13 protein-coding genes and 1 tRNA gene are annotated in these 13,187 nt (G+C 35.7%); 3 read left to right on the forward strand and 11 right to left on the reverse strand.

Annotated elements, in window-relative coordinates; genetic code table 11:
• The first annotated feature begins 1 nt into the window (after position 1).
• Complete coding sequence (locus QYS48_RS06540; protein ID WP_308358034.1) at positions 2–1,042, forward strand: imelysin family protein; 1,041 nt, start codon at positions 2–4, stop codon at positions 1,040–1,042.
• 2 nt (positions 1,043–1,044) lie between these two features.
• Here QYS48_RS06540 and rodA read toward each other — a convergent pair whose 3' ends face one another.
• The 6 genes from rodA to purH form a co-directional block, all read right to left on the reverse strand.
• Positions 1,045–2,313, reverse strand: a complete 1,269-nt coding sequence (rodA, locus tag QYS48_RS06545; RefSeq protein WP_308358036.1) for a rod shape-determining protein RodA — start codon at positions 2,311–2,313, stop codon at positions 1,045–1,047.
• Positions 2,310–4,121: a penicillin-binding protein 2 gene (mrdA, locus tag QYS48_RS06550; protein ID WP_308358037.1), complete on the reverse strand. Its 1,812-nt coding sequence runs from the start codon at positions 4,119–4,121 to the stop codon at positions 2,310–2,312. Before mrdA ends, rodA begins: the two co-directional genes overlap by 4 nt.
• Positions 4,118–4,639 (reverse strand): Rod shape-determining protein MreD, encoded by a 522-nt coding sequence (locus tag QYS48_RS06555; protein WP_308358038.1) that lies wholly within the window; start codon positions 4,637–4,639, stop codon positions 4,118–4,120. The genes mrdA and QYS48_RS06555 overlap by 4 nt, the downstream gene beginning before the upstream one ends.
• Positions 4,632–5,465, reverse strand: a complete 834-nt coding sequence (mreC, locus tag QYS48_RS06560; RefSeq protein ID WP_308358039.1) for a rod shape-determining protein MreC — start codon at positions 5,463–5,465, stop codon at positions 4,632–4,634. Before mreC ends, QYS48_RS06555 begins: the two co-directional genes overlap by 8 nt.
• 106 nt (positions 5,466–5,571) lie before the next feature.
• A complete protein-coding gene (locus tag QYS48_RS06565) occupies positions 5,572–6,600 on the reverse strand; it encodes a rod shape-determining protein (RefSeq protein ID WP_303271315.1) in 1,029 nt (342 codons plus the stop codon).
• A 114-nt stretch (positions 6,601–6,714) separates the two neighbouring features.
• Positions 6,715–8,241: a bifunctional phosphoribosylaminoimidazolecarboxamide formyltransferase/IMP cyclohydrolase gene (purH, locus tag QYS48_RS06570; protein WP_308358040.1), complete on the reverse strand. Its 1,527-nt coding sequence runs from the start codon at positions 8,239–8,241 to the stop codon at positions 6,715–6,717.
• A 178-nt stretch (positions 8,242–8,419) separates the two neighbouring features.
• Between purH and QYS48_RS06575 the strand changes: the two genes are divergently transcribed.
• A complete protein-coding gene (locus QYS48_RS06575) occupies positions 8,420–9,004 on the forward strand; it encodes a hypothetical protein (protein WP_308358041.1) in 585 nt (194 codons plus the stop codon).
• Here the strand turns inward: QYS48_RS06575 and purN are convergent.
• The 5 genes from purN to QYS48_RS06600 all read right to left on the reverse strand — a co-directional run bounded on the left by purN (position 9,001) and on the right by QYS48_RS06600 (position 11,685).
• Positions 9,001–9,591: a phosphoribosylglycinamide formyltransferase gene (gene purN / locus QYS48_RS06580; RefSeq protein WP_308358042.1), complete on the reverse strand. Its 591-nt coding sequence runs from the start codon at positions 9,589–9,591 to the stop codon at positions 9,001–9,003. The two genes, QYS48_RS06575 and purN, sit on opposite strands and share 4 nt — an antisense overlap.
• On the reverse strand, positions 9,588–10,064 hold the full coding sequence (locus tag QYS48_RS06585; protein ID WP_302102925.1) for a YcxB family protein: 477 nt from the start codon (positions 10,062–10,064) through the stop codon (positions 9,588–9,590). Before QYS48_RS06585 ends, purN begins: the two co-directional genes overlap by 4 nt.
• Positions 10,065–10,139: 75 nt before the next feature.
• The gene (gene nadC, locus QYS48_RS06590) at positions 10,140–11,000 is read right to left on the reverse strand and encodes a carboxylating nicotinate-nucleotide diphosphorylase (RefSeq protein WP_308358043.1); all 861 of its coding nucleotides are present in this window, start codon (positions 10,998–11,000) and stop codon (positions 10,140–10,142) included.
• Between the two features lie 113 nt (positions 11,001–11,113).
• Positions 11,114–11,187 (reverse strand) — tRNA-Ala (locus tag QYS48_RS06595).
• A 54-nt stretch (positions 11,188–11,241) separates the two neighbouring features.
• Positions 11,242–11,685 (reverse strand): C40 family peptidase, encoded by a 444-nt coding sequence (locus tag QYS48_RS06600; protein ID WP_308358044.1) that lies wholly within the window; start codon positions 11,683–11,685, stop codon positions 11,242–11,244.
• A gap of 81 nt (positions 11,686–11,766) precedes the next feature.
• Here QYS48_RS06600 and QYS48_RS06605 point away from each other — a divergent pair, with 81 nt between their 5' ends.
• Positions 11,767–13,182: an FAD-linked oxidase C-terminal domain-containing protein gene (locus QYS48_RS06605; RefSeq protein WP_308358045.1), complete on the forward strand. Its 1,416-nt coding sequence runs from the start codon at positions 11,767–11,769 to the stop codon at positions 13,180–13,182.
• The last annotated feature ends 5 nt before the right edge of the window (positions 13,183–13,187 follow it).

Raw genomic sequence — 13,187 nt, forward strand, 5'->3', positions numbered from 1 at the left:
TATGAAATTCCTCAAGCTCGCATTATTAATCGGTTTAACTTTTCTATTTGGATGCAATTCCGGAGATAAAAACACTGATTTCGATAAAGAGCCAATGTTAAAAAACATTGCTTATAATTTAGCAATTCCTGCCTACCAAGAGAGTTCAAATAACTTTGAAAAGCTGAAGCAATCAATTACTAATTTCCAAAAAAACCAGAATAGCTTAAACGATTTAAGAAGCTCATGGATTTCTGCTTCAGTTAGTTGGGCTATGACAGCACCTTATCGCTTTGGGCCTATAGATAATTTATTGATTGAAAATAACTTCTATTATTTTCCAGTTGACACTACTAAAATCCAAAGTGCAATTGCCAATTATAATCAAGAAAAAGATTTTATTGCTTCATTAGGAAGTAATGTGCAAGGATTAGGTGCAATAGAATATGTGCTTTTCACAAATGAAACATTAAATGATAATCAAATTGAGTTCATATTAATGCTAAGTAATCAATTAGCAGAGCTTAATCAAGAAGTATTAACTCAATGGGAAAATAATTATGCTGAAGAGTTTAGTAAAAATACGGGCAGTGATATTAACTCCAGCATCAGCAAATTGACCAATCAATGGATTGAAATTACGGATTATATCAAAGGGGATGAAGTGGGGAGACCAGCTGGAAAAACTGTGGGAGTTGAGAAGAACATCTATAACCTCCAGGCTCCATACAGCCAAACTTCATTAGCTATAATAGAAGCTAAATTGCTTGCCCTACAGCAATCATTTAATGGAGGAGAAAAGGAAGGAGTTGATGATTATTTGAAAAATTTGGATATTAAAGTATCGAATAACTTACCACTAAATGAAAAAATAAATAACCAAATAAATACAGTTCTAGCAAGAATTGATAGCCAAGAAAGCCTAGCTAAAATGATTACTGAAAGCTCTAAACAAGTAGATCAAATTTACCTGGAATCACTTAATCTAGGTATACTTTTAAAAACAGAATTGATGGGTCAATTAGGCTTAGTAACCACCTTCAGCGATGGCGATGGTGACTAACATCATCTGGTCAATACCTGCATTCTATGTGCATCTAACTTAATTAGTGTAAATAGCAGAATGGTAAAAGACCAAAGCGATGAACCTCCATAACTAAAGAACGGCAAAGGAATACCAGCAACGGGAAATAAACCAATTGTCATCCCGATGTTAATCCCAAAGTGGAAAAAGAAAATTCCTGCTACAGCATAACCATAAATTCTTGCAAAATTTGACTTTTGCCGTTCTGCTAGGAATATAATTCTTATCATCAATACTAAGAAAAGGAAAATCAAAATAAAGCTTCCTGCCCAACCGTGTTCCTCTCCTATAGTGCAAAAAATAAAGTCTGTACTTTGCTCGGGTACAAAGTCAAATTTTGTTTGAGTCCCTTCTAAAAAGCCCTTTCCAAAGGTACCGCCAGAACCAATAGCAATTTTTGATTGCGTAACATTCCAACCGTAACCTAATGGATCAGCATCAGGATTTACCAAAGCTTTTAATCTGTTCTGCTGGTGTGGCTTCAATACATCTGAAACTACATAGTCCACACTTTGAATTACACCAATTACTAAGACAGACACCAATATAGTGATTCCGATATTTTTCAATCGCTTATTATTAATTACGACTATAACAGTAGCAATAACAATCACACCTATAGTTAAATAGAGCTGGTCAATCAATAAGGTAAGTATGAAAATAATTGCTGCAGATACACCCGTTATCACATAAAAAGAAGGCAGTCCTTCCCGATAATAAACCAGTATAAAACTGATGAAAACTAAAGCTGTCCCCACATCACCTTGCATAATAATTAAGCCCATTGGGACTAAAACAAACAAAGAGGATTTAATCTGCTCATTAAAACGATCTAATCTGACATTTCGGCTACTGAAGTATTTGGCTATGGCTAAAGCCGTGGCAAATTTTGTGAACTCTGAAGGTTGTAAACGTACTGGACCAAAGACAAACCAGGATTGATTACCAGCAATCTCCCTACCAAAGAATAACACAAGGATCAGTAATACTATAAACCCACCATAAATATAATATGCAAAGGAATCGAAGAACTTGAAATCCAATATCATAATGGTAATAATGATCACAACTGAGCCCGCAATCCATACCAATTGTTTACCTGAGTTAAGATCGAAGCTGAAAATATTTTGAGCTTGCTCAGCATCGTAAACAACCGCATAAATATTCAGCCAACCTAACAATACAAGAAGGAAAAACACTGTGATCAACAGCCAATCAACTCTATTCCAAATGCTATCCTGTCTTCTCATAAATTATTCAAATAGGCTTTAGTCATCACATAATTTTCAACCCAGGCTCTGTTTGAAGCAACTTCTCCTTTAATATATTTTTCAATTAACAAACCTGTAATGGCAGCAGCAACACCACCACCCCAACCGGCATTTTCAACATATACTGAAATGGCAATTTGCGGATTCTCTTTAGGAGCAAAAGCCATAAAGGCTGAGTGATCGAAGCTATTCTTATTTTGAACAGTCCCTGTTTTTCCTGCAATTTCTACATCTTTCACCCTAGCAATTCTGGCTGTACCATCCACAATTTCAGCCATGGCATCTACTACCGTTTTAAAATGAACTGAATCAATGCCGGTTTTCTCCTTTTCGAACTCAAGTTTATAGTATGAATCGGGCGTGTCAATTCCTTTCACCATATGAGGCCTGATAAAATACCCTCTATTCGCAAGAATTGAAGCTAAGTTCGCTACTTGAAGAGGCGTAGTAAGTAATTCACCTTCCCCAATACTTAGTGAATAAATAGTGTAAAAATTCCAGCTGTTTCTTTTATAATAATAGTCATAATAGGTTGTGTCTGGAACTAGCCCTTTACTTTCATTCGGAATATCAACTCCTAGTTTTCTTCCAAAACCCAAATCACTTAAGTAATTATTCCATTTTGTAAGCCCAACTCTTGCATCACGATTCATGCCTTCTACTTCGCCTTGTTGAATTATTTTTCTGAAAGTTTGATAGAAATAAGGATTACAAGAAAATTTTATCGCCCCATGTAAATCTTCATTGGTATGAGCCCCATGACAATTAATAATTCCACGATTACATACTGTCCTGGTTGAGGGCCTAATTACACCTTCTTGCAATGCAATAAGTGATTGCACCAGTTTAAAAACTGAACCCGGGCGATACTGAGCCATGATGGGTCTGTTAAATAATGGCTTAAGCGTATCCTGATTTAGCTTGCTAAAATTCTTACTGTAATTTCTTCCTGCTAAAAGATTAGGGTCATAAGACGGGCTATTAACAAATGCCAAGATTTCACCAGTTGAGGGTTCAATGGCTACTATACTTCCCACTTTATCCTCCATCAAATATTCAGCATATTTCTGAAGCTCTAAATCAATAGTAGTAACCAAATTATTTCCTGGTACTGAAAGCGTATCGAACTGACCATCATTGAAAGATCCTTTCTCTATACCCCTAACGTTTACGAGTTTATATTTCACTCCTCGTTTTCCTCTTAATTCTTCCTCATAAGCAGCCTCTATTCCAGAAATCCCAATAAAGTCACCTTGTTTATAATAGTTAGAAGTGTCTCTTTGGAGCTGCCGTTTACTTACTTCGCCTATATAGCCTAAACCATTCGCCAAAACTGGTTCTGGATATTTCCTCACTGTTCTGGCAACGGGATAAAAACCTTTGTATTCCACTAAACGTGTTTGAATTTTAGCAAATTCTTCATTGCTTAATTGAGGAAAGAATAATGATTGTTTAATGTAGGAATAGGATTTTGCCTTATTGATTTTCTCTTCAAACTCTTTTTCTGTTATATCAAAAAGATTACAAAAGGCGGTGGTATCCTCTACTTCTACTTCTTTTGGTACCACCATGATATCATAAACAGGTGTGTTATGAACTATAATTTTATTATTTCTATCTAGAATTAACCCTCTGTATGGATATTGGACAACTTTATTGATGACATTATTCTCAGCAGCCAGCTTATATCTGCTGTCCATTACTTGAATAGAAAAAAGCTTTCCTATAAAAACTAATCCTACTAAAATAATCAGACCCTGAATAATGTACTTTCTGTTTTCAATCATGAATATCTTCCCTTAGAATAAAATAGATATTGTAGAATTACTAACACCAATACGGTTAATAAAGTGCTCAATAATACTTTTGATATCACATAAAAAAACATGTGAAATCCTCCGGCCTCAATGAAAAAAACTACTGCCAAATGAAGGAACATCAGCGGTAATGCATAAGCTAAAAACCATGATAAACTTAAATCCTTAACAGAAGGGGTATCAATATTTTCGTAGCCTCCTCTTGGCGTAATAGCATTTAACCAAATAGGACGAAGGAACGCTATGAACGTCATTGCAGCCATATGAGTTCCTAAGCTGTTGTAAAATAAATCGATAACAAAACCAGTGACAACCCCTAGCAACAAGGTATTAAGTCTGGAAAAGCCCAAAGGCAACAACAATAAAAAGCCTACATAAACGAAACAGAATGCACGATTATAGAGCACAAAGTTTTGTGCAAATAAGATTTGCGATGCAACAAATAGCACCCAGATTAGTATTTGCTTTAAGTTATTGCTACTATTCATCTTCTATAACTAATTCTGTTTCTAAAGAGTCTTTTTCCTGCTTCAATTTATTTCCGATTACATATACATAATCTAAGCTGAAAAAATCAGCGGATAAAGAAAGTGTAATATCATAAAAAGTAGATTCTTCGTTTAATTCTACTTCTTTTATGGTTCCTATTTTTACCCCTTCAGGAAAAATAGAATCAAATCCTGAACTCACCACTAGCATTCCTTCCTTTACTTGGATATGGCGAGGAACATATTCTAAAGATATTTCTGTAGGATCCTCACCCGACCATCTTACGGTACATAAAGTTTTGGTATCTTCAATTAATGCGGATATCAAGAGTTTACTATGGAGTGCTGAATAAGCAGTTGAAAAGTTTTTGGATACACTTTTTACTTTTCCCACTACTCCTTTTGGATTGATTACACCCATGCCTTCCTTTACTCCATCTTTCTCACCAATATTTAAAGTAAAGTAGTTTCGGAATCGATGCACTGAATTATTCACCACTTTCCCGCTTACAAATTCATATTGTCCGGATAAACCAAAAGGGATTGCGTTTTCTGTTGTATCAATTAAAATACTATCACCAGAAAGACGGTTTCTTAAAATCTCGTTTTCTTCCGCTAGATTTTTATTAACATCAGCAAGAGCAAAATAATCTTGCACGGCTTGTTTATTTTCATACACATTGCCCACAAATGCACTAGAAGAATTAAAATAGGATGCGCTAATGTAATCATTATGGTTTACTACTAACCATGCACTTAACACCTCCAATAATAGGAAGAGGAAGAAAGCTCTATATTGATAAATAAACTGAAATAACCTACGCATTCACCATTAGTATTATTGGCAATAAAATAAAATGCTTTAAAACGGAAAAAGGAATGCCTTTCACAGGATTCCCTTTTCCAAATATTTTACATTTTTGATGCCTCATTTAACTCATTAAAACTGCTTTGTAATGATTTAAATTTTTCAAAGCTAGGCCTGTTCCGCGAACTACTGCTCTTAGCGGATCATCTGCCACGTGAATTGGCAATTTAGTTTTAAGGGCTAGGCGTTTATCAAGTCCTCTTAATAAAGCACCTCCACCAGTTAAATGAATTCCATTGTCATAAATATCGGCTGACAATTCGGGCGGTGAAATCTCCAATGCTTTCAACACGGCCTCCTCAATTTTGGATACAGACTTGTCGATCGCGAAAGCTATCTCAGAATAAGATACTTTGATAACTTTAGGAATACCTGTCATCAAATCACGACCTCTGATTTCGTAATCTTCCGGACCGTCATCTAATTCGGTTAAGGCTGCCCCAACTTCAATTTTTATTTTTTCTGCAGAGCGCTCACCTATTAAAAGGTTATGCTGTCTACGCATATAGTCTAAAATGTCTTTTGTAAAGGTATCCCCAGCAACTCGTATCGACTGGTCACAAACAATACCTGATAATGCAATAACTGCAATCTCTGTTGTACCTCCTCCGATATCAACTACCATAGACCCCACTGGTTGCTCAATGTCAACGCCAATACCGATACTCGCTGCGATAGGTTCGTGTATCATGTATACTTCTTTAGCGCCAGCATGCTCAGCTGAATCTCGAACGGCTCTTTTTTCAACTTCAGTAATACCTGAAGGAATACAAATCACCATTCGGTGGGAAGATGGCATAAAACTTCTTTTACCACCATCAATCATTTTGATCATTCCACGAATCATATGCTCAGCAGCATGGAAATCTGCAATCACCCCGTCTTTTAAAGGACGAATTGTTTTTATGTTTTCGTGAGTCTTTTCATGCATCTGCATGGCCTGACGACCAATGGCTAAAACCTTATTAGTTGCCTTATCAATGGCAATAATAGAAGGTTCGTCTACTACTATCTTATCTTTATGAATAATTAAGGTATTGGCTGTACCTAAATCGATGGCTATGTCACTTGAAAAGAAATCAAATATCCCCATGGATGTTCGTGTAAATTATATATTAAAAATTATCGCTTTGGAAATTTACAAATTAGTTTGATAAATTAAGACGTTCAACTAAAATATTTCAAGATTTATCTAAAAGAATGATTTTTAATGTTTGAAATGTCTAATCCCAGTAGTCACCATTCTCATACCGTGAGCATCACAATAATCAATACTATCCTGATCTTTTATTGAACCTCCTGGTTGAATAACTGCAGTAATTCCAGCTTGGTCTGCAATTTCTACACAATCAGGAAATGGGAAAAAGGCATCAGATGCCATTACGGCTCCATTCAAATCAAATCCGAATACTTTCGCCTTTTCAATCGCTTGCTTTAAAGCGTCTACTCTTGAAGTTTGGCCTACTCCACTTGCTAGCAACTGACCATTATTGGCTAACACAATAGTGTTTGATTTCGTATGTTTGCAAATTTTCGAAGCAAATAATAGTGCTTTTTCCTCCTCATTAGAAGGCGCTTCTTTTGTAACAACTTTTAAGTCTGATTTACTGTCTGTATGAAGGTCTCTATCTTGCTCAATAACACCATTCAATAAGCTCTTGAATTGTTTTTTGGTAGAAAGATTGGTTTTCTTCTTCAGCAAAATTCTGTTTTTCTTCCCTTTTAATATTTCTAATGCTTCTTCGGTGAAATCAGGAGCAATTAAGATTTCGAAGAATAAAGAATGCATTTCTTCCGCAGCCTCTTTATCAACAGTAGCATTAGTAATTAAAACTCCACCAAAAGCAGAAAGAGTATCTGCCGCAAACGCTTTTTGATACGCTTCTTTTACGGTTGAGCCTAATGCCATACCGCATGCATTCGTATGTTTGAGAATTGCAAAGGCGGTTTCATTATCAAATTCTTCAATTAAAGAAACCGCTGCATCAACATCTACTAAATTATTATAGGATAATTCTTTACCGTTTAATTGATCAAAAAGCTCTTCTAAATCTCCAAAGAATACACCTTCTTGGTGAGGGTTTTCACCATAACGTAAAGTTTTACTTTCAGAAATGCTATGCTTAAAGCCTTTTATGGAATCCTCTTCATTAAAATAATTAAAGATTGCGGTATCGTAATGTGAAGAAACATTAAAAGCATGACTAGCAAAAGCCTTTCTGTCGTTTAGGTCAGTGCTTCCGTCTTTCTCTTCTAATACTTTTTCTAAATCAGCATATTGGTTTTGTGAAGCAACAATCACAACATCTTTGAAATTTTTAGCTGCTGCTCTAATCAAAGAAATTCCACCTATGTCAATTTTCTCGATAATATCTTGCTCGCTTGCACCTGAGGCTACAGTTTGCTCAAATGGATATAAGTCTACAATTACTAAATCAATTTCAGGAATGTCATATTCTTGTAATTGGGCTTTATCAGATTCTAAATCTCTTCTGCCTAAAATTCCACCAAACACTTTTGGGTGTAAAGTTTTCACTCTTCCCCCCAAGATTGAAGGATAACTGGTGAGGTCCTCTACCGGGATTACCTCCGCTCCTTGCTCTTCAATAAACTTTTGAGTACCACCCGTACTATATATTGTTACGCCTTTATCCTTTAATAATTTGATAATAGGCTCAAGATTATCTTTGTGAAATACTGAAATTAGTGCTGATTGGATTTTTCTAACTGACATTTTACTCTGAATTATTTTGTTGCAAAACTAATTGATTTATAGCTTTATCCCTTAGCCTTTACAGACTTAATAATGACATCTTGAATATTTTTTTCAGATTATAGCTTTTTTGCTAATCTTTCACACTATAAATGAGTTACTTGATTAGTTGTAATTTTAATTCAATAAAGTATACTGGATGTCATTCTTTGATCAAATCATAAATAAAATATTCCCAAAAGAGAAGAAAAATATAATCCTAACAAATGAGGTGTTGAAGAGAAGTCAGCATGAATTTAATTCATATGACGAATGGCATGCTTCGGATGTTAGCAAAACAATTTTAGATAAAATATTTAGAGCGTACCACCTGAAAAAAACTAATATAAGTGATCCTATTCCTATAGCGCTTTTTGAAAGCGATAAGGCAAATGGATTTGCTATCGCTAATTGCAGCAGCTTACTTAATTCAGATTATAAAATGCTTCTAGAACATTTTAAAAAGCAAGTACTCTCTATTGGTTATCGTCAGTCTGGATCTAATAGAAAAGTAACCGCTGAACAAGACCGTGTGATTACCAAGGAGATGTATTATTTGAAACCCCCTATTCAGATGGAGCCTCCTATTGACCAGCGATATGGAAACATAAGCTTGGAGTTAATTTTACATGATGAAAAGCCACATTATTTGAAAATAATGGCAAGCGTATATTCTGATAGGCTGTATTCAGAACCAGAGAATTTTTCAGATTTAGTTGAAACGCTATTTGAAAAGAGTGCTTAACTAGCTTTTTCAAATTTATTCACATACTCCTCAATCACTTTTGGGAAATGCTGATGCTCTAATTGCTGCACTTTTGCTGCTAATTGATCTGGATTCATTTCTGGTGAAACTTCACATTTTGCCTGAAAGATGATACGGCCTTCATCATAATTTTCATTTACCAAATGAATGGTGATACCGCTTTCCTTTTCCATATTATCAATTACTGCTTCATGTACGAAATGACCATACATCCCTTTTCCACCATATTTTGGCAATAGGGCAGGATGAATATTGATAATGCGATCAGGATAAGCACTAATAAGTTGAGGAGAAATTTTTAATAAAAAGCCCGCAAGTATAATAAAATCTACCTCTTTTGATTTTAAATATTCAATTAGAGCTGAAGGCTGGTCAAAGTCCGCTTTAGGAAATCGGATTGAAGGAACAGATGCTTTAGAAGCACGTTCTAAAACACCTGCGTTTTTCTTATTTGTAATAACACAAGCTACCTCAATGTTATTCTGCTCAGCAAAATAATGCATAATTTTCTCTGCATTGGTACCAGAGCCAGAAGCAAAAATAGCGAGTCTTTTTACTGAACTCATGATTTAATAAGTTCCTTTCTTTTCAAGATAGTTTCTACAAACTTTATTTCGTTTTCTGTTTTGAAAACCTTGAAAGGAAGATATACAAATTGTGCTTTAGATAATACTAAGGTAAAAGCATTCTTGCCCACTTTGGCAGATTTTATCTGATCCCATTTGATCGGCATTCCTTGCTTAGTATTCAGTTTTATTAAAATTTGTTGTGAGCTGATTTCGTAAGACAATCTTTCAAATAGAATTTTATACTGCTCCAACTGTGTTACCCCAGCAAATTGGATTAACCAGAAAAGGAAATATAATAATAGGGCTATAAAAGAACCTATAAACCACCAAATGTTGGGAATCCAAGCGTAACCTGCACAGATTGCTGCTGCAATTAAAAAGACCCACCACTGTTCTTTCACAATGTTTTTTAAGCCCGTCTTAATGTAAGTACCGTTATCCAGCTTATATTTTTTTGTTTTTACTAGCATTACTGCAATTCTATTGTTCGTAAATAATTATTGTTTTCCGTTAAGGAAGTGCAAATATATTTGATTTTTATGGTTTCAGGAAACCGCTTTCAAACTCATGTCCAAACTTTTATAGGAATGAGTCAAGGCTCCGACCGATATATAATCAACTCCTGTTTCTGCTTTGGCTGCAATTGTATCTTCAGTGATACCTCCAGATGCTTCCGTTTCACATTGACCATCAATGATTTCAACTGCTTTTTTCATTTCATCAACTTCCATATTATCCAACATAATGACATCAACACCACCAACTGCTAAGGCCTCTTTTACCTCCTCAATATTTCGGGTTTCGACTTCAATTCTCAAATCTAATTTATGCTCCTTTAAATAGGCTTTGGTCGCATTCACAGAAGCAGTTATTCCTCCTGCAAAATCATTATGGTTATCCTTTAACATTACCATATCAAATAAACCAAATCTATGGTTTTGTCCTCCTCCAATTTGAACCGCCCACTTTTCAGCGATTCTGAAGTTAGGAGTCGTTTTCCGTGTATCTAATAATTTGCAAGAAGTATGCGATATAAGCTTATTTAGATTATGAGTATAAGTCGCTATACCACTCATTCTTTGTAAGCAATTCAACACTAAACGCTCCGCTGAAAGAATTGATGCTGATTCTCCGTGCACTTTTAGACCAATTTCACCTCTCTTCACCCATTCACCATCCTTTTTGAAAAGTTCTAATTCTAATGAAGGGTCAACAGCTTTGAATATGTGCTGAGCCATTTCCACTCCAGCTAATACTCCTTCATCTTTGATGATTAACTGAGCAGTATTTTGGGTTCCTTTTGGAATCGCAGCCAATGAAGAATGATCCCCATCACGAATATCTTCCTCCAGGGCCTGCTTGATGAATTGCTGAATATTCTCTTTCGTTAAATATTGATATGACAATGTATTAGCTCTTTTGTTGGAGTTGCAAAGGTACAGCTATGCGTTGATTTATATTAGTTCTTGAAAGAGAATTTTGTGCATAAAAAAAGCCACCTCTTTCGAAGTAGCTTTTGTGGAGCATATCGGAGTCGAACCGATGACCTCTACGCTGCCAGCGTAGCGCTCTAGCCAGCTGAGCTAATGCCCCATATAATCCTAATCTTTTTTCTAAACTCCACAAAGCTATTGAAAAAACTCAAATCTAAAAATAGCGCCTTGCTTTCCTGAATTTCTTGGTATAATAATCAGTATAAATATTGGCCTCAATTACACCAAGGCTGGATGAAGCATGGATAAACCGTACATCATTTTTGCCTCTTACTTCAGTTACTAAGCCTACATGGGTAATTTTCCTACGCCTTTTCCCCATCGCAAAAAAGACTAAATCACCTCTTTCAAGCTTATGAAATTTTACCTTTTTCCCCACCTTAGCCTGGTCAGAAGATACTCTCGGAATATTTACATCACCAGCTTTAAAACTCACATAAAGTAATCCTGAACAATCCATACCGGAACGATTAACACCACCCCATTTATAGGGAGTGCCCACATATGAGCGGGCAGTTTGTATAATGGTATCCAATCGTCTTTCTCTGATTTTTCTTTTTTTACTACCGACACATCCCGATAAGAATATGACAATCAATGTAAAGAATATCAGTTTGGTGGAATATATTTTCCTAAATTTGTGTTGAGTCATAATTCAATTAAGAAATCAATTTATTCGATGGATACAGTTACAAATCAAAGCATTTTTGAGGAATTGGTCAGCATAGTAGGGGCAAAAAATGCCTACTTACAAGATGAGGATAAGTATAAATATTCTCATGATCATACGGAAGATTATTCCTTTATGCCCGATGTAGTGCTTAAACCTTCAACACCAGAAGAGATAAGTGCCATCATGAAAAAATGTAACGAACACCTTATCCCTGTAACGCCAAGAGGCGGGGGCACTGGACTAAGCGGTGGTGCTTTGCCAACTAAAAAAGGTGTGGTCATCAGTATGGAGAAGTTCAACAATATTTTATCGATTGATGAATTGAACTTGCAAGCTACGGTTGAGCCTGGAGTTATCACTGAGGTTTTCCAAAATGCAGTAAAAGAAAAAGGATTGTTTTATCCTCCAGATCCATCTAGTAAAGGAAGCTGTTTTTTAGGTGGAAACCTAGCTGAAAATGCCGGTGGACCAAAAGCAGTGAAATATGGTGTTACTCGTGATTATGTACTCAATATGGAGGTGGTTTTAGCGAATGGTGAAATCATCTGGACCGCAGCCAATGTATTAAAAAATAGCACTGGTTATAATCTAACTCAATTGATGTGTGGAAGTGAAGGTACTTTGGGAATTATTACTAAAATAGTATTCAAGTTAAGGCCTTATCCTAAAAAAGATGTGACTTTATTGGCTCCTTTCACCAGTAATGAAGAAGCATGCCGTGCAATTGCCGCTATTTTCAAAGCGGGAGTTGCCCCTTCTGGAATGGAGTTTATGGAACGTGATGCCATTGAAAAAACTCAAACCTACATCAAAGAAGAAATGGGTGAAAGTGTAACGGTTGATTTGCCTGATCACATAAAAGCTCATTTGCTAATCGAACTTGATGGTAATGATGAAGAAGTAATGATGAATGAGGCAGAAACTATTTTGAATGTATTAGAAGATTTCGATACAGGAGGTGAAGTTTTATTTGCTGATACTCAAGCCAGAAAAGATGAGCTTTGGAAACTAAGAAGAAATGTGAGTCCCGCAGTAAATGCTTATTCATTAACTAAAGCCGAAGATGTTGTAGTGCCGCGGGGAAACTTGCCAGCTCTAATCGTTTTCATTAAAGAAGTAGGTAAAAAATATGGCTTTAATTCCGTTTGCTATGGTCATGCGGGTGATGGCAATCTGCATATTAATATCATGAAAGAAGATTTGAGTGATGACTATTGGAATAATGAAGTGAATGAAGGAATAGGCGAAATCTTTAAAGAAGTAGTAAAATTAGGAGGTACGCTATCTGGTGAGCATGGTATAGGAATCGCAAAAAGACCTTATATGCAAATGGCCATGGGTGATGTAAAACTGGACTTAATGCGTGGTATTAAGAAAGCTTTTGACCCCAACACAATATTGAACCCAGAAAAAATATTTTAAACATT

It is taken from the genome of Marivirga arenosa, assembly GCF_030503895.2.
Taxonomy (GTDB): domain Bacteria; phylum Bacteroidota; class Bacteroidia; order Cytophagales; family Cyclobacteriaceae; genus Marivirga; species Marivirga arenosa.